22 protein-coding genes are annotated in these 22,563 nt (G+C 56.4%); 20 read left to right on the forward strand and 2 right to left on the reverse strand.

The window, feature by feature from the left end; translation table 11 throughout:
• The first annotated feature begins 215 nt into the window (after window positions 1-215).
• The 9 genes from CDO73_RS17830 to CDO73_RS17870 all read left to right on the forward strand — a co-directional run bounded on the left by CDO73_RS17830 (window position 216) and on the right by CDO73_RS17870 (window position 11,247).
• Entirely contained in the window at window positions 216-2,600 is a 2,385-nt protein-coding gene (locus CDO73_RS17830; protein WP_088489884.1) for a stalk domain-containing protein, read from the forward strand.
• A 183-nt stretch (window positions 2,601-2,783) separates the two neighbouring features.
• The gene (locus tag CDO73_RS17835) at window positions 2,784-3,248 is read left to right on the forward strand and encodes a Fur family transcriptional regulator (RefSeq protein WP_088489885.1); all 465 of its coding nucleotides are present in this window, start codon (window positions 2,784-2,786) and stop codon (window positions 3,246-3,248) included.
• On the forward strand, window positions 3,245-3,532 hold the full coding sequence (gene yidD, locus CDO73_RS17840) for a membrane protein insertion efficiency factor YidD (protein WP_088489886.1): 288 nt from the start codon (window positions 3,245-3,247) through the stop codon (window positions 3,530-3,532). Before CDO73_RS17835 ends, yidD begins: the two co-directional genes overlap by 4 nt.
• A gap of 410 nt (window positions 3,533-3,942) precedes the next feature.
• Entirely contained in the window at window positions 3,943-6,003 is a 2,061-nt protein-coding gene (gene metG / locus CDO73_RS17845; RefSeq protein ID WP_088489887.1) for a methionine--tRNA ligase, read from the forward strand.
• 212 nt (window positions 6,004-6,215) lie between these two features.
• Window positions 6,216-7,214 carry a metal ABC transporter substrate-binding protein gene (locus CDO73_RS17850; RefSeq protein WP_088489888.1) on the forward strand — a complete coding sequence of 333 codons (999 nt, stop codon included), beginning with the start codon at window positions 6,216-6,218 and terminating at the stop codon, window positions 7,212-7,214.
• Window positions 7,215-7,256: 42 nt separating this feature from the next.
• A complete protein-coding gene (locus CDO73_RS17855) occupies window positions 7,257-8,033 on the forward strand; it encodes a metal ABC transporter ATP-binding protein (RefSeq protein ID WP_088489889.1) in 777 nt (258 codons plus the stop codon).
• A gap of 12 nt (window positions 8,034-8,045) precedes the next feature.
• Window positions 8,046-8,849, forward strand: a complete 804-nt coding sequence (locus tag CDO73_RS17860; RefSeq protein ID WP_087796959.1) for a metal ABC transporter permease — start codon at window positions 8,046-8,048, stop codon at window positions 8,847-8,849.
• Window positions 8,850-9,082: 233 nt separating this feature from the next.
• Window positions 9,083-9,508 (forward strand): transcriptional regulator MntR, encoded by a 426-nt coding sequence (gene mntR, locus CDO73_RS17865; RefSeq protein ID WP_088489890.1) that lies wholly within the window; start codon window positions 9,083-9,085, stop codon window positions 9,506-9,508.
• A gap of 152 nt (window positions 9,509-9,660) precedes the next feature.
• The gene (locus CDO73_RS17870) at window positions 9,661-11,247 is read left to right on the forward strand and encodes a family 10 glycosylhydrolase (RefSeq protein WP_088489891.1); all 1,587 of its coding nucleotides are present in this window, start codon (window positions 9,661-9,663) and stop codon (window positions 11,245-11,247) included.
• A 117-nt stretch (window positions 11,248-11,364) separates the two neighbouring features.
• Here CDO73_RS17870 and CDO73_RS17875 read toward each other — a convergent pair whose 3' ends face one another.
• On the reverse strand, window positions 11,365-11,745 hold the full coding sequence (locus CDO73_RS17875) for a hypothetical protein (RefSeq protein WP_088489892.1): 381 nt from the start codon (window positions 11,743-11,745) through the stop codon (window positions 11,365-11,367).
• A gap of 6 nt (window positions 11,746-11,751) precedes the next feature.
• On the reverse strand, window positions 11,752-12,753 hold the full coding sequence (locus CDO73_RS17880) for a DUF1385 domain-containing protein (RefSeq protein WP_088489893.1): 1,002 nt from the start codon (window positions 12,751-12,753) through the stop codon (window positions 11,752-11,754).
• Between the two features lie 259 nt (window positions 12,754-13,012).
• Between CDO73_RS17880 and CDO73_RS17885 the strand changes: the two genes are divergently transcribed.
• The 11 genes from CDO73_RS17885 to xseA all read left to right on the forward strand — a co-directional run.
• Window positions 13,013-14,083, forward strand: coding sequence for a M24 family metallopeptidase (locus CDO73_RS17885; RefSeq protein ID WP_088489894.1), 1,071 nt, complete (start codon window positions 13,013-13,015; stop codon window positions 14,081-14,083).
• A gap of 52 nt (window positions 14,084-14,135) precedes the next feature.
• On the forward strand, window positions 14,136-14,693 hold the full coding sequence (gene efp, locus CDO73_RS17890) for an elongation factor P (RefSeq protein ID WP_088489895.1): 558 nt from the start codon (window positions 14,136-14,138) through the stop codon (window positions 14,691-14,693).
• 356 nt (window positions 14,694-15,049) lie between these two features.
• Complete coding sequence (locus CDO73_RS17895; RefSeq protein WP_088489896.1) at window positions 15,050-16,303, forward strand: aspartate kinase; 1,254 nt, start codon at window positions 15,050-15,052, stop codon at window positions 16,301-16,303.
• A 184-nt stretch (window positions 16,304-16,487) separates the two neighbouring features.
• A complete protein-coding gene (accB, locus tag CDO73_RS17900) occupies window positions 16,488-16,961 on the forward strand; it encodes an acetyl-CoA carboxylase biotin carboxyl carrier protein (RefSeq protein ID WP_088489897.1) in 474 nt (157 codons plus the stop codon).
• Window positions 16,958-18,346: an acetyl-CoA carboxylase biotin carboxylase subunit gene (accC, locus tag CDO73_RS17905; protein ID WP_088489898.1), complete on the forward strand. Its 1,389-nt coding sequence runs from the start codon at window positions 16,958-16,960 to the stop codon at window positions 18,344-18,346. Before accB ends, accC begins: the two co-directional genes overlap by 4 nt.
• Window positions 18,347-18,426: 80 nt before the next feature.
• Window positions 18,427-18,846 (forward strand): Asp23/Gls24 family envelope stress response protein, encoded by a 420-nt coding sequence (locus CDO73_RS17910; RefSeq protein ID WP_088489899.1) that lies wholly within the window; start codon window positions 18,427-18,429, stop codon window positions 18,844-18,846.
• A gap of 68 nt (window positions 18,847-18,914) precedes the next feature.
• On the forward strand, window positions 18,915-19,454 hold the full coding sequence (gene amaP, locus CDO73_RS17915; protein WP_088489900.1) for an alkaline shock response membrane anchor protein AmaP: 540 nt from the start codon (window positions 18,915-18,917) through the stop codon (window positions 19,452-19,454).
• Window positions 19,455-19,466: 12 nt separating this feature from the next.
• Window positions 19,467-19,700 carry a DUF2273 domain-containing protein gene (locus CDO73_RS17920; protein WP_088489901.1) on the forward strand — a complete coding sequence of 78 codons (234 nt, stop codon included), beginning with the start codon at window positions 19,467-19,469 and terminating at the stop codon, window positions 19,698-19,700.
• Between the two features lie 366 nt (window positions 19,701-20,066).
• Window positions 20,067-20,519 (forward strand): transcription antitermination factor NusB, encoded by a 453-nt coding sequence (gene nusB, locus CDO73_RS17925; RefSeq protein WP_088489902.1) that lies wholly within the window; start codon window positions 20,067-20,069, stop codon window positions 20,517-20,519.
• A 268-nt stretch (window positions 20,520-20,787) separates the two neighbouring features.
• Window positions 20,788-21,648 carry a bifunctional methylenetetrahydrofolate dehydrogenase/methenyltetrahydrofolate cyclohydrolase FolD gene (folD, locus tag CDO73_RS17930; RefSeq protein WP_088489903.1) on the forward strand — a complete coding sequence of 287 codons (861 nt, stop codon included), beginning with the start codon at window positions 20,788-20,790 and terminating at the stop codon, window positions 21,646-21,648.
• A gap of 15 nt (window positions 21,649-21,663) precedes the next feature.
• Window positions 21,664-22,563, forward strand: a 900-nt coding sequence (gene xseA / locus CDO73_RS17935) for an exodeoxyribonuclease VII large subunit (RefSeq protein WP_088489904.1), incomplete at its 3' end; no start/stop codon positions are given.

Raw genomic sequence — 22,563 nt, forward strand, 5'->3', positions numbered from 1 at the left:
TAAGGAAGGCCGTTTTTTTATAATTCGCAGAAACTTTTACGAAACTTTAGCGTCTAACCCTATGTGCTTAATACCTTGCCCCACTAAATTTAAGGTTTACGTTCATCGAAAACTCGTACGGTTCAAGCGGGTTTTCGATGAACGTAAACGAACCTCTAAGGGGTCAAGGAACTAGCGAGAGAAGGACCAAATTCAGCTATAAAGGGAGTCATGAAATGAATCTGAAGAAAATCACGATCATCGCTCTACTCGTTGTCGTGCAAGCCGCAGCCGTACTGCCTTCGGCATCGGCCGCGTCGGTGACGTCGAGCGATAAAACGGCGGCTGCAGCGCAAACGCAGACCGCTGCCGAAACCACGAAATCTCAAACTGCCAATACCGCGACTCCGGGTACGACGACGGAGGTTAAATCCGTGCAAGGAGAACAAGCGCCGCAAGACGAAACGGAGGTTCCGGCCGAAGGGCAGCCGGCGGACGCGAATGCTCCGACGGACACGCAGCAGCCTCCGGTCGACGAGCAGCCGGCTGACGGGGAGATGCAGACCGACGGATCGACGGATCCGGTAATCGAAACGCCGCCGTCCACTCCGGTTCAGAATCCGAACCAAACGCCGACGAAAAATCCGACGACGAATACGCCTGCCGCTAATCCGTCCGCGACGCCTGCGATCGACTTCGCGGCCGCTACGGAAGGCAACGACAAGCTGATTTTGGTAATTAACGGAGATAAAATGTATCAGAAAGGTCAGACCTATACGGCTGCGCAGCCGATGACGGCCAAGAACGGCGTTTCGTATATCGCGGTCCGTTCGTTCGTCGATCGTGTAGGCCTCAAACTTACATACGACGCCAAAACCAAAGAGACCGTCATCAGCAAAGGCAGCGACGAGCTGCGTTTCAAACTCGGTACCGACACTTATACGGTCAACGGCGTGCCGACCAAAATGAAAGGCGCTTCGTTCCAGCAAAAAAATACGTTTATGGTGCCGCTGACTTCGATCACGCAAGCGCTCGGCATCCCGTATACGATCGATTACAAAGCCAAAACCATTACGCTGACGATTTCTTCGAAACCGGTTGCTTCTTTCACCGTGGAACCGAAAAAAATCATCGCCGGCGAAACGATGGTAACCTATAACACCAAATCCGAATCGCCTAGCGGTTACGAGATCGTCGACGAGCGTTGGGAAGGGCGTCAGGACGTGTTTACCGATCCTGGAGTCTACACGGTCTCGTACTCCGTTCAAGATTCCAAAGGGCAATGGAGCGATCCGTACACCCAGACCATCACGGTAGAAGCGCCGAACGTTCCGCCGGTCGCGCAGTTCACGACGGACAAAGAAACGTACCGGATGGGCGAACCGATCACTTATACCGATCAGAGTTACGATCCGGACGGCGTGCTGCCGGAAGCGAACAGCCGCGTATGGGAAAACCAGAAGGGCGCTTACTTCACGCCGGGTCCTCAAACGATCACGTTGACGGTAACGGACGCGGACGGCGCCAAAGCCACCGTTTCCAAGACCATCACGATCACGGACGAAATGCTGTATACGCAGGACGAATATAACCAATTGTTCGTTCCGGTCGGCAGCAAATTCCTGTTCGACGGTGGATCGGTGCCTCCGATGCACAAGATCGAGCATTTGGATACGATGGAAGACGTGACCTTGTATCGCAGCAACAGTCCGGAGTCGGTCTACAACACCGGCAAACTGTACGAAGATACGTTATCCGGCAAAGTCCGTTTCATGATTCACCATGCGAACTACACGAAACAAAAAGTAACGATGTACGTCGTGGCTACGAATAACAATGCCACGCCGACGACGATCGAAACGTTGGACAGCGGCTTCGGCGGACCGAGTCCGTTCGCGATGGCTGCCGGCAAAGTATCCGTGCAGCGTTACCATCAAGCCGTGATGGACGGCAGCAAAAAATCGACGGTAACGCTCCAGCCGGGCGAAAGCAAAATTATTCTGACCGAGCTGAACGCGATCCCGATGGCGAACGAAACGGTCATCTCGCTGATTGCCGACGTGAACTCTTCCCAACCGATCACTTACAGCACGTTGATGATCGATCCGAGCCTGGACCCGATCCAAGAAGCGAAGAATCTGCCGGTCGTTGCGCGCGACGGCGTGCACAACCGCGGAACGTATCCGCTGGCGACGAAGATCTTCCAAGTGTTCGAACCGATCGGCGGCTCGACGCCGAGCAAGTTGGTTCTGGGCGATAACAGCAGCGACCCGAACCTCACCGGTACCGATGCGCCGTTCAATACGGTAGAATCGAATGCGGGCAACTTCGGCGTTCTGTACAAGATTCATCTGGAAAGCGTCGCTCCGAACACGCTGATCACGTTTAACGGCCGCGGCGGCAAATACTTGGGCTGGATCGTGGTAAACGGTCAGCTCGTGGAATTGTCCGCGCAGAGCATGGGCTTGGTCGGCGCGGGATTGAACACGTCGAGCGAAGCGGGCGTGATCTACCGTACGGGCAATACGTCCGAAAGCGTCGATCTCGAATTCACTCCGGCTCCGGGCAGCAACCTGTCCGTCAATCTGCTGTTCACGCAGATGCCGGCACGCAAACAATAACGTCAGGCATGTCAACAAGAACCCGGTTTCGTTCGCAGAAACCGGGTTCTTGCCGTTCGCGAGCGGCGCATATGCGTTTCATTGACTCTACGTTCGTTTTGGGGCATTATTAATGAAGGGCATTACGAATAAGCGATGCTTTCAAGGAATAAGCCGGACACGGCAGGAGGCGAGGTTTGACCGATGCTTTCGATGGAACGCATTATCGAGATCATGGCGGAGCAGGGACTGCGGATTACCGACCAGCGCAAGACGCTGGCGAAATTGTTCGCCGAAGCGCCCGGCTATCTGTCCGCCAAAGACGTTTATGACTATATGGGACAAAAATACAAAGGGCTCAGCTTCGATACGGTATACCGCAATTTGCGCGTGATGCAGGAGTTGGGCGTGTTGGAGCAGATCGTGTTCGAAGAAGGCGTGAAGTTCAAGCTGCATTGCAGCGAAGACCATCACCATCATCATATGATCTGTTTGCAGTGCGAGAAAACGTATCCGATTACGTTCTGCCCGATGCAGTTGACGGAATCGCCGGACGACTTCCAAGTCGTGAAGCACAAATTCGAAGTGTTCGGCTACTGCAAAGATTGCCGCGAAGAAGCGGCGAACGAACCCGTCAAATCGGGCGCGGGAAAGCGTGAAACGCGATGAAAATCGCGCGGCGCACCGTTCAAGGACCGATCCGCTTTTATCGCAAGTTCATTTCGCCGCTGACGCCGCCGAGCTGCCGGTTCGTGCCGACCTGCTCGGCTTACGCGTTAGAAGCGATCGAAGTGCACGGCGCGGCCAAAGGGACTTGGCTTGCGGCCAAACGGATCGCCAAATGTCACCCGCTGCACGCGGGCGGCTACGATCCGGTTCCTCCGCGCGCGGAGCGAAAAGGGAAGCGCGGACTTGAAGAAGAATCGCCGGAGGTTCGCGGCACGCAAGGGTAATCGGCTTGACACTGCGGGCTTTTTTTCTGTATATTTTCTGTAGGCAATCTAGCGATTGCGATCCGATATTAAATCAACAGTCCGAAGAACGGAAGAGTAGAAGGAAGTACCAGTCTCAGAGAACCGGGATAGATGCTGCGAACCGGTCTGGAAAAACCTTCGAATATGGTCCGGGAGGAACTTTGCGCAAGCCGCGATGCGGTCGGCCCCGTCGATACGCGTTCTGGAAACAGGACGGCTCGTTCGGGTTATCGATCCGCGGAGGGTGAACGCGAAGCGTGTTCCAGCGTTAATGGACGGTCGAATGTGACCGGCAGAGCCTTCGATTCGCGAGAACGAAGGGAATGTGGGTGGTACCGCGCGAGCTTACGGCTCTCGTCCCATTGGTTAATGGGGCGGGAGTCTTTTTGATGTTTTCCGCTCCGACGAATATTTTTACGAGGAGAGAAGAGAGCATGACGGACAACAAAACTTTTTATATCACGACGCCGATCTACTATCCGAGCGGCAAGCTGCATATCGGACATACGTACACGACGGTGGCGGCCGACGCGATGTCCCGCTATAAGCGGCTTCGTGGTTACGATGTGCGTTTCTTGACCGGAACGGACGAACACGGCCAGAAGATCGAGCAGAAAGCGGCCGAAGCGGGCCAGACGCCCATTCAATTCATCGACGGAATCGTCGAAGGCATTCGCAGCCTGTGGGATAAGCTGGATATTTCGTACGACGACTTTATCCGCACGACCGAAGAGCGCCATATCAAAGTCGTTCAAGACATTTTCGAACGATTGCTGAAACAAGGCGATATCTACAAAGGCGAATACGAAGGTTGGTACAGCATTCCGGACGAGACTTATTATACGGAATCGCAGTTGGCCGACGTCGTGCGCGACGGGAACAATAAAGTGATCGGCGGCAAAAGTCCGGAGAGCGGACACCCGGTCGAACTCGTCAAAGAAGAATGTTATTTCTTCAAAATGAGCAAATACGCCGATCGTCTGCTGAAATATTACGAAGACAATCCGGAATTCATTCAGCCGGAATCGCGCAAGAACGAGATGGTCAACAACTTCATCAAGCCGGGTCTGGAAGATCTCGCCGTATCGCGGACGACGTTCAAATGGGGCGTGCCGGTCAAAAGCGATCCGAAGCACGTCGTTTACGTGTGGATCGACGCGCTGTCGAACTATATCACGGCGCTCGGTTACGGATCGCAAGACCCGTCGCTGTTCGAAAAATATTGGCCGGCGGACGTGCATCTGGTCGGCAAAGACATTCTGCGGTTCCATACGATCTATTGGCCGATCATGCTGATGGCGCTGGATCTGCCGCTGCCGAAAAAAGTGTTCGGCCACGGTTGGTTCTTGACCCGCGAAGGCAAAATGTCCAAGTCCAAAGGCAACGTGATCGATCCGGTGAAACTGATCGACCGCTACGGTCTCGACGCGCTGCGCTATTACGTCCTGCGCGAAGTGCCGTTCGGTTCCGACGGCCAATTCACGCCGGAGAGCTTCGTGGAACGGATCAATTCCGATCTGGCGAACGATCTGGGCAACCTGCTGAACCGTACCGTCGCGATGGTCGACAAATACGTCGGCGGGGAAGTACCGGCTTATAACGGCCGAGTGACGCCGTTCGACGCGGCGCTGGAAGAAGCGGCGGCTGCGGCTGTGGACAAAGTCGAGCAGGCGATGGACGGCATGGAGTTCTCCGTCGCTCTGACGGCGATCAGCCAATTCGTCAGCCGCACGAACAAATATATCGACGAGACCCAACCGTGGGTCATCGCCAAAGACGAAAGCCGCAAAGCGGAATTGGAATCGGTCATGCTGCATCTGATCGAAAGCCTGCGGATCGCGTCGCTGCTGCTTCAGCCGTTCTTGACCCGCGCGCCGAAGCTGATCTGGACGCAGCTCGGCATCGCCGGCGACGAAGCGGCCGCTTGGAGAGAATGGGAGACCGCCAAGAATTTCGGCGTGATCGCGGCGGGAACCAAGCTGCAAAAAGGCGATCCGATCTTCCCTCGTCTGGACGCGGAAGTCGAAGTCGCCAATATCGTCGAATCGATGAGCGGCGGTACGCCGGTCAAAACGGAAGAAGCGCCGAAAGCCGAATCGGCGGCGGTCGAAACGCCGGAACCGAAAGAAGAGATCGGCATCGACGACTTCGGCAAAGTGGAACTGCGCGTGGCGCAGGTCATCGCTTGCGAGCCGGTCAAAAAAGCCGATAAGCTGCTGAAGCTTCAATTGGATCTGGGCTTCGAGCAGCGTCAGGTCGTCTCGGGCATCGCGAAGTTCTATACGCCGGAAGAACTGATCGGCCGCAAGGTCATCTGCGTGATCAACCTCAAGCCGGTCAAGCTGCGCGGCGAAGAATCGCGCGGCATGATCTTGGCGGCTTCGCACGGGGATCAACTGACGCTCGCGACGGTTCCGGATTCGATGCCGAACGGCGCGATCGTGAAGTAATCGTTTGCTGCATAACGCTGTTCGTCAAAGGGATTTCTCCGCTAAGGAGAAGTCCCTTTTTGCTGTTTTCGCTAATCGTAAATATACCGAAAAAGGTTGACAAGGCCGCAGCGGACTCCTATAATCGATAAGGTTACGATTAGCGTAGAAGACGAGGATGCTAAACGAAAAGTCCTCTATATAAACCGAACAGAAACGGAGTGTACCGAAACATGAAACGCAGAACTCAAGCGGCGGCCCGCTTAACCGTACTCCTGTCGTTAGCTTTACTGCTCGTTCTGTCCGCCTGCGGACGCAGCGGAACCGGCAGCATCGTGGAAGGCAAAGTGAATGTCGTCACGACCTTCTATCCGATCTACGAATTCGCGTCCGCGATCGGCGGAGACGACGTCAACGTGATCAATCTGCTCCCGACCGGCGTCGAGCCGCATGATTGGACGCCTCGCGGCCAAGATATCGTGAACACTTCCAAAGCGCAGCTCTTTTTCTACAACGGGGCCGGGCTCGAAGGTTGGGTACCCGATTTTCTTAAAGGTCTTGATGCCGACTCCAAAGTCAAAGCGGTCGAAGTCAGCAAAGGGATCGATCTGATCACGACTACGGAAGACGACGGTCACGATCACGGCGCCGCCGAAGAAGATCACGATCATGAAGGCGAAGCACATGCGGATGACGCTGCCGACGCCAAACATACCGATCCCCATACGTGGGTCAGTCCCAAATCGGCGCTGATCATGGCAGGCAATATCCGCGACAGCCTGATCGAAGCCGATCCGGAGCACAAAGCGGGTTACGAAGAACGTTATGCGGCGCTGGCCGAGAAATTGAAGCAGTTGGATCAAGACTTTACCGACAAGCTGTCCAAGGTATCGAAAAAAGAAATCGTCGTCTCGCACCAAGCTTTCGGTTATCTGACTCGCGATTACGGACTCACGCAGCACGCGATCATGGGCTTGTCGCCGGACTCCGAGCCGCGCGCGCAGGATATGCTGAATCTGGCGAAGCTGGTCAAAGAAGACGGAATCCGCTACATCTTCTTCGAAGAGTTGGTGTCCGACAAACTCGCGAAAACGCTGGCGGGCGAAGCGGGCGTGGAGACGCTGGTGCTGAATCCGGTCGAAGGCTTGACGGAACAGCAGGCCAAAGACGGCGACGATTATTTCAGCCTGATGCAAAAGAATTTGCAAAATCTGCTGCTCGCCTTACAATAAGAAGGGGAGTTTAACGCAGCGAAACGAAAAGGAGGGATTGCCATGTCTGCCATTCCGGCGATGGATTGCCATCAACCGATGATCGAATTGCGGGACGTGTCCTTTTCCTATAAAGACCAGCACGTGATGAAAGACCTCAGCTTCAGCGTGAAGGAACGGGATTTCGTCGGGATCGTCGGTTCCAACGGAGCCGGCAAAACGACGCTGCTCAAGATGCTGGTGGGCCTGATGCCGCCGACGAGCGGAGAAATCCGTTTGTTCGGCGAATCGATCCGCAGCTTCCGGGATTGGGAACGCATCGGCTACGTGCCGCAGAAAAACGCGCTGAACATGCTGTTTCCGGCTACGGTGCGCGAAGTGGTCACTTCGGGATTGTACACCAACAAAAGCTTGTTCCGCCGTTTGAGCAAAGAGGCCAAAACCAAACTCGAAGACGCGCTTCAGGTCATGCGGATCGAAGACATCGCGGACAAACGGATCGGACGGCTGTCCGGCGGGCAGCAGCAGCGGGTATTTCTCGCGCGCGCGATGATCAACCGGCCGGATCTGCTGATTCTGGACGAACCGACGGTCGGGATCGACGCGGAGACGCAGGACGGCTTTTTCGAGTTGATCCGGCATATGCATCAGCATCACAACATCACGTTCCTGATGGTGTCGCACGACATCGACCGCTTGGAAGATTATCTGGGCAAGGAACCTCGGCAGCAGAACGGCAAGATCAAGTTTTTCGTGCGTCATTCGCACGACGATCTCGACTGCGGAGAAACGAATCTCAACCATTCGATCCCGCTCGTCGGGTCGGCGGAGCAAGGGTAAGGAGACGGTAACTTGGAAATTTTGTTCAGCGACTTTTTTCAGCGCGCTCTGCTCGGCGGTCTGCTCATCGGATTGACGGCGCCGCTGATCGGCATGTTTCTCGTGCTGCGCCGCTTGTCGATGATCGGCGATACGCTGGCGCACGTGACGATCGCGGGCGTGGCGCTCGGCTTTCTGATCAACGTGTATCCGCTTGTCGTCGGTCTGGTGTTCGCGGTCATCTCGTCGTTCGCGATCGAGAAGCTGCGCCGGGCTTACAAAGGGTACGCCGAATTATCGATCGCGGTGATCATGTCCGGCGGCGTGGCGATGGCGTCTTTCCTGTTCACGCTCGGACAGGGCTATAATACGGACGTCACCAGCTACTTGTTCGGCAGCATTTACACGCTCGGACGGACCGACTTGTATCTGGTAGGCGGCGTGACGGTCGTGGTGGTGGCGGTCGTCGTCTTTTTCTACAAAGAGCTGTTCCTGCTCACGTTCGAAGAAGACGCGGCGGCGGTCAGCGGGCTTCCGGTCAAACTGCTCAATATGCTGATTACGGTGCTCGCGGCGCTCGTGATCAGTACGGCGATCAAGATCGTGGGCGCTTTGCTGGTGTCGGCGCTGCTGACCATTCCGGTCGCGTGCAGCCTGTTCCTCGCCAAAAGCTTCCGCATGTCGATCGTGCTCGCGGTCGCCGTAGCCGAGATCGCGGTGATCGTCGGATTGATCGTGGCGGGCATCTGGAATTTCGCGCCCGGCGCGACGATCGTGCTGCTGCTGATCTTGATGCTGCTGCTTACGCTGACGGCTCGCAGAGGATATACCGTCTAACGGTTTATCCTCTTTTTTTATGCGGTAAACTTGCCAATGGATGACGAATAAAGGTATCATAGTAAGAGCCGTTTTTTGGATCGAAAAGGATCGGAGCAGCGAAGTCGAAGCGCGGCAGCGCGTGTCGTCCGGCGCTTTCGTACCTCGATCCAAAGGCGAAATGTTCATGTACGGGGATCATGATCGAGAGGAACCGCGGCAGCGGGCCTCATTCAAGGAAAAGAGGGAAGCAGATGCCAACGCCCAGTATGGAAGATTATTTGGAGCGCATCTACCAACTGATCGAAGAAAAAGGTTACGCCCGGGTATCGGATATCGCCGAAGGGTTGGAGGTTCATCCTTCTTCGGTGACGAAGATGATTCAGAAGCTCGACAAAGACGAATATCTGGTCTACGAGAAGTATCGCGGGTTGATTCTGACCAGCAAAGGCAAAAAGATCGGAAAGCGTTTGGTGGATCGGCACCAACTGCTGGAAGAATTTTTGCGCATTATCGGGGTGGAAGAGAGCCTGATTTACGCGGACGTGGAAGGCATCGAACACCATCTGAGTTGGGATTCGATCACCCGGATCGAGTCGCTGGTCGAATATTTCAATCGCGATCCGAAACGGATCGAGACGCTGCAAGCCATTCAAAGCGAAGGACCGAGCGAAAATTAGAAAAGACATCTGTGGCCTCGCGGCGCAGATGTCTTTTTGTTTGGCGAAGTACCGCTACAATCGGAAGGTAGGAAGCGTATAACCAAATAGAAGGCCGAGGAGGTGCAGATTGCGGCCGGACGAAATCAGAAGAAATGAGGGAATTCGCAAACATGAAATGGCGTCAAAGTGTTACCGCGCTGCTGGCTGCAATCTTGCTGCTGTCGGCATGGAGCGGATGGGGGACCTCGCGGGCAAGCGCCGCTTCGGTCATCTCGATCTATCTGGACGGGCAGCAAATTCGAGGGGATGCCGATCCTTACGTGGTCGCGAGCACGACGCTCGTGCCGATGCGGCTGGTCAGCGAGAATCTGGGAGCGCAGATCAATTGGTCGCAAGCGGATAAAGTGGTCACGATCAATCAAGGCGGCACGCTGCTGTCGATTCCGCTCGGCTCGATGACGGCTTACGTCAACGGCAACGCGGTCGATCTGCAAGCGCCGGTCACCAGCTTGAACGGACGAATCATGGTTCCTCTGCGTTTCGTCGGACAAGGACTGGGGCTTACGGTAGAGTGGAACCAAGCGGCGCAGACGATTACGTTGACCACGCCGGACGGATCGGGCGGCGTGCCGACGCCGGGCGTACCGGACAATCAGGGGAACCTGACGGCGCTGCGCGGGGCATGGGTCGCGACCGTGTCGAGTCTCGATTGGCCGTCCAGCAAAGACGCGGCGAAGCAGAAAACGCAGTTTACGACCCTGCTGGACCAGCTTCAGGAAACCGGCATCAATGCCGTATTCGTGCAGGTGCGTCCAAGCGCGGACGCGCTGTATCCTTCGTCGCTCGTGCCGTGGTCGAACGTCTTGACCGGAACGCAGGGCAAAGATCCGGGTTACGATCCGCTTGCTTTTATGATCGAAGAGTCGCATAAACGGGGCATGGAATTCCATGCTTGGTTCAACCCGTTCCGCGCAAGCACGGGAACGTCGACGGCCGGATTGGCATCGAACCATGTCGCGAAGGCGCATCCGGATTGGATCGTGAACTTCGACGGCAAACTCTATATCAATCCGGGCATTCCGGCCGCGCGGCAGTCGGTGATCGACGACGTGATGGAAGTCGTGAACAAATACGACATCGACGGCGTGCATCTGGACGACTATTTCTACCCGTACGGCGAATCGTCTTCGAAACTTTTCGGCGACGATGCCACCTACAAGCAGTACAACACGGGCGGCCTGAGCAGCAAAGGCGATTGGCGCCGGGCGAACATCAACGATTTCGTCAAAACGCTCGGACAATCGATTCATGCCGTCAAACCGTCCGTCAGCTACGGCGTCAGCCCGTTCGGCGTCTGGCGCAACGCTTCGACCGACAAATTGGGTTCCGATACGCGCGCGGGCGTCACCGCCTATGATACGACTTATGCGGACGCGCTGACTTGGATCAAAAACGAGTGGGTCGACTATGTCGCGCCGCAGATCTATTGGAGCAACGTCAACACGGCAGCCAACTACAAAAAGATCGTGGATTGGTGGGCGGACGCGGTCGCGGGAACGAAGGTCGATCTGTACGTCGGCGAAGCGGCTTACAAGGTCGGCACATCCGAAGCCGGCTGGAGCAGCGCTTCCGAATTGACCGACCATCTGGCTTATACGCTGGACCGCGAAGGCGTGGACGGCAATATCTTTTTCCGCGCGCAGTACCTGCTGAGCAGCAAAGTGCGCGGGGTGCTTCAAGAGTATTGGAAAGACTGAAGTCCGACCGGTATCCAAAAGCGAACGACAAAAAAAGAGAAGGCGGCGGGGCGACCCGCTGCCTTCTCTTTTTTGGTGAATCCGATCGTGATCGGCCGGAATCTTGCGGATTCCGACTTAATGAAACTTCGGGATATTATCGTCGTCTTTGCCTTTGCGGCCTTCGATGACTTGGAACGGATAATTTTTGCGTTTCTTGGCGGCGGGAGCCGGTTTGCTTCCGCGCGAAGCGGAAGGTTTAGCCGTTCCGCCGGACGAAGACATGCGGGCCAACTTCTCCTGCGTGCGCGCCGAAGGTTTGATCTTCGGCCGTTTGCCGCCGCCGGACCGGAAACCGCCGGGACGCCGGGAATTCGGAAGCAGGAAGTACAAAGCGGCGACGACGGCGACGATCCCCAGAGGAATCAGCCATCCCAAGGACGGATTCGTAATCATTCTGAATATTCCGAGCGCGGCAAGCACCAAGACGATAACGCCTAAGATTCCCGGTCTTCTCATAAGACATCAACCCTCCAGAGGATCGAGTATGGCGTCCGGCGCCGAAGCGGGAACGCCTTGTTTCTCGTATACGGCATCAAGCTGACGCATACGGTTGAACGAGGCAATGGATACTTCCACCTGTTCGTCGGTCGGTTCTTTGGTCGTGAGCAGCTGAAGCCACAGCCCCGGATATCCGAGGTAGCGCAGCACGGGCACGTCGCGCAGCATGTTGGTGAATTTCAAGAATTCGAACGAAACGCCCATGACGACCGGCAGAAGAAGCAGGCGTTGAATGACGCGTTCGGCCAACGAATCCCAAGTGAACAGCGAATAGATCAGCACGCCGATGATGACGGTCAACATGATGAAGCTGCTGCCGCATCGGTAATGCAGGCGCGTATACTTCTGCACGTTCTTCGGCGTCAGTTCTTCGCCCGCTTCGAACGCGGTGATGACTTTGTGCTCCGCGCCGTGATATTGGAACAGGCGCTTGACGATCGGGGTCAAGGAGATTAAATAGAGATAAAGCAGAAGCAGGACGAGCTTGATGCCGCCTTCGATCAAGGTGTGGTAGAACTGATGAGCGAAAGCTCCTTTGAACAGGAATTGTTCGACGAATACCGGCACCAGCGTGAACACGACCTTGCCGACGATGAAGGAGACGATCGCGGCCGCCGTCACGCCGATGATGGCGCCGAGGCTGAGCTTGGCTTCGCCTTTCTTGTTATTCGCTTTCAATTCCTCGCGTTCTTCGGGCGTCATTTCGTCGTCCGCGTAAGCGTCGAACGAATAGTTGAGGTGCTTGGAACCTTTTACGCTGGAATCGACCAAACTGACGATGCCGCGCAGCAGCGGAATCTTGCGCAGCGAGCGTACCCAGCTTTTTTCTTCGCGGGGCACTTCGAGAAAAGTGATCTCCCCGCTCTTGCGGCGCACCGCGGTAACGTTGACGTGCTTGCCGCCGAACATGACGCCTTCGATCACGGCTTGTCCGCCGTAGGCGACGGGAGCGGATTTTTCAGACAAAACTTTCACCTTCCTAAACAGTTGTGAAATGCTTCTCCGAGGTCGCGGCGATACCGAATGCCCGCCGGAGACATTTCTTTTTATTGTATCGGATTTTGCAAGCAAATACCAGCGAACCGACGGGCGGAGCCCGATGAACGCTTGCTCGGAAAAAGGCTTCTCATAGGGGGCGGGCGTGTGATAGAATGTACTGTGGTAATTTCGCTTGAGGTACTGGAAAATACGAACTGAATAGGTTCACCGGGAAAGAGGAGAAAATATGCAGCAGCGTGTAAACAAGTTGCGCGAAGCGATGGCTCTTCAAGGCATCGGCGCAATGTTTGTGGCCAGCGACATTAATCGGCGTTACCTGACCGGATTCACGGGTTCTGCCGGATACGTGTTGATCACGGAAACGGACAGCTACCTGCTGACCGACTTCCGTTATATGACGCAGGCGCCGCAGCAGGCCGCGGACTTCAAGGTGGTCGAGCATGCGCCGAAAGTGATGGAGACGGTCAAAGGACTGCTCGGTTCCGCGACCAAGCTCGGTTTCGAGCAGGAACATGTCACATTTGCGACCTATCGGAATTACAGCGAAGCGCTGCAAGGCGTGGAACTGGTGCCGGTATCGGGTCTCGTGGAAGGTCTGCGCATCTTCAAAGACGAGCACGAACTCGCGATCATGCGCGAAGCGGCGGTTCTGGCCGATCGGACGTTCAGTCATATTCTGACGAAGATCCGTCCGGGCGTCACCGAACGCGAGCTTGACCTGCAGATGGAAATGTTCATGCGCGAAAACGGCGCGACTTCGTCGTCGTTCGATACGATCGTCGCTTCGGGCGAACGTTCGGCTCTGCCGCACGGCGTAGCCAGCTCCCGCGTTCTGCAAGGCAACGAATTCATTACCTTCGACTTCGGCGCGCTGCTTAACGGCTACTGCTCCGACGTGACCCGCACGGTCGTGCTCGGCGAAGCCAGCGACCGGCATCGCGAAGTCTACGGCATCGTGCTCGAAGCCCAGCTTAACGCGCTCGACAAGATTCGCCCGGGCATGACCGGCCGCGAAGCCGACGCGTTGACGCGCGACATCATCTCGTCGTACGGCTACGGAGAGAACTACGGGCACAGCACGGGACACGGCCTCGGCATGGAAGTGCACGAGAATCCGCGTCTGTCCAAGCTCAGCGACGATATCCTGAAGCCGGGCATGGTCGTCACCGTAGAACCGGGCATTTACATTCCGGGCTTCGGCGGAGTGCGGATCGAAGACGACATCGTGATTACCGAAACGGGAATCGAGATCATCACGTCTTCGACCAAAGAACTGACCCTTCTGCCGATGGCATAAGGCAATCCAGAATTCACATCAGCAACGCAACCATTCCAAGGAGGGATCCTTCATGATCTCAGTCAACGATTTTAAAACAGGCCTTACCGTCGAAGTGGACGGCGATATCTTTACCGTAATCGAATTCCAACACGTTAAACCGGGCAAAGGCGCGGCGTTCGTTCGCTCCAAGCTCAAAAACCTGCGCAACGGCAACACCGTTGAACGCACGTTCCGCGCCGGCGAAACGATCGCGCGCGCTCAAATCGAAAACCGCGGCGTGCAGTACCTGTATGCAAGCGGCCAAGAACACACGTTCATGGACAACGAGACTTACGACCAATTCTCGCTGACCAGCGAACAGCTGGAATGGGAACTCAAATTCCTGCGCGAAAACATGAACGTGCATATTATCAGCTACCAAGGCGAGATCCTCGGCATCAATCTGCCGACGAGCGTCGAGCTGAAAGTCGTCGAGACGGAGCCGGGCATCAAAGGCAACACGGCGACCGGCGCAACCAAAAACGCGAAGCTCGAAACGGGCCACAACGTTCAGGTGCCGCTGTTCATCAACGAAGGCGACGTGCTGCTGATCGATACGCGCGAAGGCAAATACGTTTCCCGCGCTTAGGATTCGGCATATTTTTCGGACGCCTCGCGGCTTCGGACTCTCAGGCTTTCCGCCCGTTTTTCGGCGCGGAAAGCCTTTTTGCATGCGATTCGTGCAAAGCGCCGTCGGAAAGTGTAAACAATTAAGCGAAAAAACAATGGAAGCATCAAGCGTTTTCGTATTATACTCATTTAAAGCGATAAAATAGACCGGAGCCGTCCGAGCTTGGGCGCGGACCCGTACCTTGTCAACACTAAAGGGAGGAATACGTTCTCCTGAATCGCACCAGAAGCGCGTGCATTTCAGGAAAACGTAAACCTGTGATTAAGAGTTGAAAGGGGACCGGCTCCGGAAATACGCGGGGGAGTGAACACGTTTTGTCATTATTCGTCATGAAATTCGGCGGCAGTTCCGTCGGCGATACCGAGCGTATGCAGCGGGTTGCCAAACGCATTGCCGAGAAAAAAGAAGAAGGCCATCAATGCGTCGTCGTCGTGTCGGCGATGGGGGATACCACGGACGATCTGATCGATTCCGCGAAGCGTCTGAGCGACAAGCTTCCGGCACGCGAAATGGATATGCTGATGACGACGGGCGAGCAGATTTCGATCTCGCTGCTGTCGATCGCCATTCAGGCTATCGGTCACGAAGCGATCTCGTTCACGGGCTGGCAGGCGGGCTTCGAGACCGAAGCCGACCACGGCAGCGCGCGGATTCTGAATATTCGTCCGGACCGCGTGCTCAAAGCGCTGGACGAAGGCAAGATCGTGATCGTGGCCGGATTCCAAGGCATGAGCGCGGAAGGCGAGATCACGACGCTGGGCCGGGGCGGTTCCGATACGACGGCCGTCGCGTTGGCCGCGGCGATCAAAGCCGACGCCTGCGAAATCTATACCGACGTGGACGGCATCTACTCGACCGATCCGCGGATCGTCAAATGCGCGCGCAAGCTTCCGTCGATCTCGTACGACGAAATGCTGGAACTGGCCCATCTCGGCGCCGCCGTGCTGCATCCGCGCGCGGTGGAATACGCGAAACACAACAGCGTCCGCCTGATCGTCCGTTCGAGCTTTAATTATAATGAAGGAACCGTAGTGGAGGAGGAATCGAGCATGGAACAGGGAGTGGTGGTAAGCGGGATCGCTTACGACAAAAACGTGGCGCGGATCAGCATTCTGGGAGTATCCGACATTCCGGGCGTGCTGGCGGGCGTATTCGGCGCGCTGGCGAAGGAACGGGTGGATGTCGACATCATCGTGCAGAGCGGATCGCAGGACGGCAAAGCCGACTTCTCGTTCACGGTGAACGGTTCCGAAGTCGAACGGGCGCTGCACGTGATCGAAAGCAACCGCGAGCGCGTGCCTTACCGCGAACTGACTTCCGAATCCGACCTCGTCAAAGTTTCGATCGTAGGGGCCGGGATGGTCAGCCATCCGGGCGTAGCGGCGGAGATGTTCCGCGTCATCTCCGATCAAGGCGTCAGCATCAAGATGGTCAGCACGTCCGAAATCAAAGTGTCCTGCGTGATCGAGGGCGAGAAAGTCAAAGACATCATCGCGGCTCTTCACACGGCTTATAACTTGGATACGCAAGAACAAGCCTTCGTAGGCGGCCCGCAGGATCGGCGTTAAGCTTGCCCGAACCGGCGGATTCGGCCTTCCCGAAAGAGCGGTCTCCGACAGGAGAGGCCGCTCTTTTTATTTTGGCATGTTGTGATATAATACATAACGTTAGTCAAACGGCTTGCCTTGCGTTTTACGAAACGCTGCACGAACCAAGCTGCACAAGCCCGAAAATGTTAAGGAGCGTGCCCGAATGTTTAAAATAAGCGAAATCAAAGAACTGATCGAACTGTTGGACCGCACGTCGGTTCAGGAATTAGAACTGGAGGAAGAAGGCGCGCGCGTCGTGATCCGCAAAGGCGGCCGAGTCGACGCTTCGGTTCTTCAAACGCCTGTACTGGTACAGCAGCCGCAAGCTCAGGCCGTTCCTGCCGCGAACGTTCCGGCTGCCGCCGTTCCGGTCCAAGCTTCCGCTTCGGAAGAAAATTTACATAAAATCGTTTCCCCGATGGTCGGAACGTTCTATGCTTCCCCGTCGCCGGATGCGGACGCTTATGTAAGCGCGGGCAGCCGCGTGAACGAAAAATCCGTCGTCTGCATCATCGAAGCGATGAAGCTGATGAATGAACTGCTGGCCGAAGTCAAAGGCGAGATCGTCGAAGTGCTGGCCGAAAACGGTCAATTGGTCGAATACGGACAGCCGCTGTTCTTGGTCAGAGCGGAATGAGTCAATCGGCAGCGGAAGGAGGACGTATCGAGTTGGAAACGACAAAGTTCAATAAAATTCTGATCGCCAACCGCGGCGAGATCGCTGTGCGGATTATTCGTGCGTGCCGCGAGCTGGGAATCTCGACGGTCGCGGTCTACTCCGAAGCGGATCGCGATTCGCTGCACGTGCGCTTGGCCGACGAAGCGTACTGCATCGGGCCCACGGCTTCGAAAGACAGCTATCTCAACTTCACGAACCTGATGAGCGTGGCGACGCTGACCGAATGCGACGCCGTGCATCCGGGTTACGGATTCTTGGCCGAAAATGCCGACTTCGCGGAGATCTGCGAATCGTGCAATATCGCCTTCATCGGTCCTTCGCCCGAAGCGATCACCAAGATGGGCGACAAAGCCGTAGCGAAATCCACCATGCAGAACGCCGGCGTGCCGGTCATCCCGGGTTCGGACGGACTGGTCGAAGATCTGGAGCAGGCGGTCGAATTGGCTCGCGGCATCGGATATCCGGTCATCATCAAAGCGACGGCGGGCGGCGGCGGCAAAGGCATCCGTCTGGCCGAAGACGAAGACACGCTGCGTCAGCAGATCGTGGCCGCTCAGCAGGAAGCGGAGAAAGCGTTCGGCAATGCGGGCGTGTATCTGGAGAAATTCTTGACCGGCATGAAGCACGTCGAAATTCAGATCATCGCCGACAAACACGGCAACGCCGTGCATCTGGGCGAACGCGATTGCTCGGTGCAGCGCCGCCGTCAGAAATTGGTAGAAGAAGCGCCGTGCTCCGTATTGTCCGAAGAAGTTCGCGAAGCGATGGGCGCGGCCGCGGTGCGCGCGGCTCATGCCGTGAATTATTCCGGAGCGGGCACGCTCGAATTCCTGCTCGGCCCCGACGGGAACTTCTACTTCATGGAGATGAACACCCGCATTCAAGTCGAACATCCGGTTACGGAAATGGTAACGAGCGTCGACCTGATCCAGGAAATGATCTCGGTAGCCGAAGGCAATCCGCTGTCGTTCTCCCAAGAAGACGTGAAGATCAACGGCTGGTCGATCGAATGCCGCATCAACGCCGAAGATCCGGACCGCAACTTCATGCCGGCTCCGGGCAAGATCGCGTTCTACCTGCCTCCGGGCGGACCGGGCGTACGCGTGGACAGCGCGGCCTATCAAGGCTATAGCATTCCTCCGTTCTACGATTCGATGATCGCGAAATTGATCGTCTGGGCTCCGACGCGAAACGAAGCGATCGCCAAGATGAAACGCGCGTTGGCCGAGTTCGCCGTCGAAGGGATCGCGACCACGATTCCGTTCCACCAACGTCTGCTGAATCACGAGACATTCGTGCGCGGCGATTTCGACATCAAATTCCTTGAAGAAAACGAAGTCTGAACGTGACGAAGCCGTTTGTCACATTCGGCGGCAAATGATATATTAAGGAATAAATAATCCATAAGGTGGATGGTATCGATATGAGCAGCTTACCTACAGAGTTCGAACGAACGGAGATCGGCGAGATTCAGATCGCGCCCGAAGTGATTGAAGTGATCGCGGGCTTGGCCACGATCGAAGTCGAAGGCATCGCGGGCATGAGCGGCGGGTTCGCCGGCGGAATCGCCGAGCTGCTCGGACGCAAAAATCTGTCCAAAGGCGTAAAGGTCGAGGTAGGCCAACGCGAAGCGGCGGTCGACGTGTCCGTCATCGTGGAGTACGGTTCCCGTCTGCCCGAAGTGGCGGGCGCGGTGCAGCGCAACGTCAAACGTTCGATCGAGATGATGACGGGATTGTCGGTCATCGAAGTCAATGTACATGTGCATGACGTGCAGTTCAAAGCCAAGACGACCGAAAGTCGTTCCGACGAGCTGGAATTGGGCGTACCCCGGGTGAAATAACGATTCTTGACTAACCCCCGACCCGCAAAGTCGGGGTTTACTACCGTTTGGAGGGGGCTTGGCTGTAAGTGGCAAAAATTGTAGACCGCTTGCTGTTATTCGTATACAGCGTCACGATTCTGATTCTGAGCATATTGGCCATCCTCCTGCTCAGCCGTTCGATTTCGATTCCGGTCAACTTCAGCTTCGATTTGCGGACGCTGTCGATTCTGATCGGAATCGCCGCGATTCTGATTCTGATCAGTCTGCGCATGCTGTATATTTCGCTGCGCCGCAGCCGGGAGCATCTGCATTCGATCGATCAGCGGACCGATCTCGGCGGCATCCAGATTTCGGTCGAAACGATCGAAAGCCTATGCCTCAAAGCGGCTTCCCGCGTACGGGGCGTCAAAGATCCGCGTACGCGGATCCGGATGACGGAACCGGGATTGGAAGTGCAGATCCGCACGGTCGTCGACGGCGAACATTCCATTCCCGCCATGACCGAAGAGATCCAGCGGGGCATCAAAGAATTCGTTCAGGACATTACGGGCATTCCCGTATCGTCCGTCTCCGTCTACGTGGCCGGCGTCGCGCATCATCAGGCGTTCAAGAGCCGCGTGGAATAAGGGGGTACGGCGATGAAATGGAACGAAGTCTGGGCCGTTTACGGAGGACGTTTGACTTGGACGGCGTTCGGCCTGTTCTTCGGCCTGCTGTATCTGCTGGTCGGATTCTGGCATATGCTCGTCGTCGCGGCGATCACGCTGATCGGCTATTGGATCGGACGACGCAAAGACCTGCGTTCCGCTCCGCTTCTTCCGTGGAACGAGATCCGCGAGCGGCTGCTTCGCCGCTGGGGACCGTTCCGTTAAGATTCGGAAGAACGGAAGGAGCAGGAACCGGGCGGAGTCGAACCGCAATGTTTAAAAGTAAAGTTTCCGCCGTTCGGTCCTTGATCGGGCGGCGGCCGTTTCATCGATAAGCCAGCGAAGGCCTGTGAGACGTTTTTACGCCGGACATGAAGAATTGCTTACCGTCCGTCTTCGGTGCAAGACAGGCGGCGTTTCTTGCCGGAATGCGAGGGCGGAGCAGCCGATAGCGGCTGCTGTCCGGCCCGTTTTTCGCGGAAACTCGAGCTTTCGGGTGCGGGAGAAGCGTTTCACAGGTTTTTGCTTGTTTTGCGACAACGATTAACTGCGATTCACGAAGAAAAGAACAACAGATTGCGGGAGGGACCCATGAAAAGAAGATTGGGAAGAGAACTTGCGGTACAAAGTTTGTACCAGATGGAAATGAACGAAGTAGCGGCATTCGATGCCGTATCGATGCTGATCACCGAAGCCGGCGACGAAAACGAAGGCGAAGTGAAGCTGGAAGACGCCGACCGTTTGGCCGAATACGTGCTCGGCTTGGTCAACGGCGTATGGACGAACAAATCCGCGATCGACGACCTGCTCGGCGTCTATCTCAAAGGTTGGCAGATCAGCCGTTTGTCCCGCGTGGATCGTCAGATCCTTCGCTTGGCCGCTTACGAAATGATCTTCGCCGAAGACGTCCCGGCCAAAGTCGCCGTCAACGAAGCGATCGAACTGTCCAAACACTTCGGCACCGACGAGTCCGGCAAGTTCGTCAACGGCGTACTCGGCAAAATGATTCAAGACGTCGAAGAACTGAAAAAGAAGTTGAAGTAAGAACAGCCAGAAATAGAAATCAAGCAAAAAGCGATTATAGAAGCGAGGTATGGTTGATTCAAAACCACACCCCAAAAAAAGATTTTAGCCCGACCCCGCACGATTGTAACTGGCGGAGGGGAAGATTCAGTGAAGGAACGAAGTGACCGCCTTTGTAATCGGGAAAATTCCTTGTTTAAATCCAATCTATTTTCCCGATTACAACACGCGGCCGAAACGAATCTTCCCCGGAGCCCCGCACATCCCCCACCAAAGGAGAGATAAAATCATGACGACAGCCCAAATTATCAGCGGAAAACAAGTATCGGACGAAATTCGCCAGAACCTGAAAACCGAGGTCGAAGCCCTTGCCGAGCAAGGCTGCGTGCCTGGACTGGCCGTCGTGCTCGTCGGGGAAGACCCGGCCTCCCAAGTCTATGTGCGCAACAAAGCCAAAGCTTGCGAAGATCTCGGATACTACTCCGAAGTTCATCGTTTGGAAGCCGACACGTCGCAGGAAGATCTGCTGGCGTTGGTGCATAAGCTGAACGAGCAGGAGAACATCAACGGCATTCTCGTCCAGCTTCCGCTGCCGGGACATATCGAAGAAAAAGCGATCATCAACGCGATTTCGCCCGAAAAAGACGTCGACGGGTTCCATCCGGTCAACGTCGGCAATCTGGTGATCGGCGACGACAGCCTGCTGCCTTGCACGCCGGCCGGCGTCATCGAGCTGATCAAGCATACCGGAATCGAGATGTCCGGCAAACACGCGGTCGTCATCGGCCGCAGCAACATCGTCGGCAAACCGGTATCGCTGCTGCTTCAGCGCGAGAACGCGACCGTTACGATGTGCCACTCCCGTACGGCGAACATGAAAGAATTGACCCGCCAAGCGGACATTCTGGTCGTAGCCGTCGGCCGCGCCAACTTCGTGGACGCTTCGTACATCAAGCCGGGCGCGGTAGTCATCGATGTGGGCATCAACCGTCTGGAGACCGGCAAACTGGCCGGCGACGTCGATTTCGAATCGGCAAGCGCGGTATCGGGTCCGATCACGCCGGTTCCGGGCGGCGTAGGACCGATGACGATCACCATGCTGATGAAAAACACGCTCGTTGCCGCCAAGCGCGCGCACGGCCTTTCCTAAACGGAGGACTTTGCGATGGAGCAGCGCATACTGTCGATCCAGGAGCTGAACCGGTATATCCGCCAGAAGTTCGAAGCGGACCCGCTGCTGCCGGAAGTGTGGGTGCGCGGCGAGATCTCGAACTTTACGCATCATTCCAGCGGCCATATGTATTTCACGCTCAAAGATGCCGGAAGCCGCGTGCGCGCGATCATGTTCGCCGCGCATAACAAGCGGCTGCCGTTCATTCCGAGAGAAGGTACGCGGGTGATCGCGCAGGGCAGCGTCTCCGTGTTCGAACGGGACGGCCAATATCAATTGTACATTACGCAAATGCAGCCCGACGGCGTCGGCAGCCTGTATCTGGCTTACGAGCAGCTCAAGAAGAAGCTGGAAACCGAAGGATTGTTCGACGAAGGCGGCAAACGGAAAATACCGACCATGCCTCGCGCGATCGGCGTCATTACGTCGCCGACCGGCGCGGCCGTACGGGATATTCTGACGACGCTCGGACGGCGCTTTCCGGGTATTCCGGTCATGCTGTACCCGGCGCTCGTACAGGGCAAAGAAGCCGCCGCGTCGATCGTGCGCGGCATTCGCATCTTGAATCGGCTCGGAGAAGCCGACGTGCTGATCGTCGGGCGAGGCGGCGGCTCGCTGGAAGAACTGTGGGCCTTCAACGAGGAGATCGTGGCCCGCGCGATCTACGATTCGGCGATTCCCGTGATCTCGGCCGTCGGCCACGAGACCGACTTCACCATCGCCGATTTCGCCGCCGATCTGCGGGCGGCGACCCCTACCGCCGCCGCGGAGCTGGCGGTGCCGGACCGGCGGGAACTTCAGCAGCGCGTATCGCAGCTGCAGCAGCGCCTGCGCGGCGCCCTGCTGCGCCGCGCCGCGCAGGAGCGCGACCGGCTCGCGCGCCTGCAGCAGAAC

Source organism: Saccharibacillus sp. O23 (assembly GCF_002205895.1).
Classification (GTDB): Bacteria; Bacillota; Bacilli; order Paenibacillales; family Paenibacillaceae; genus Saccharibacillus.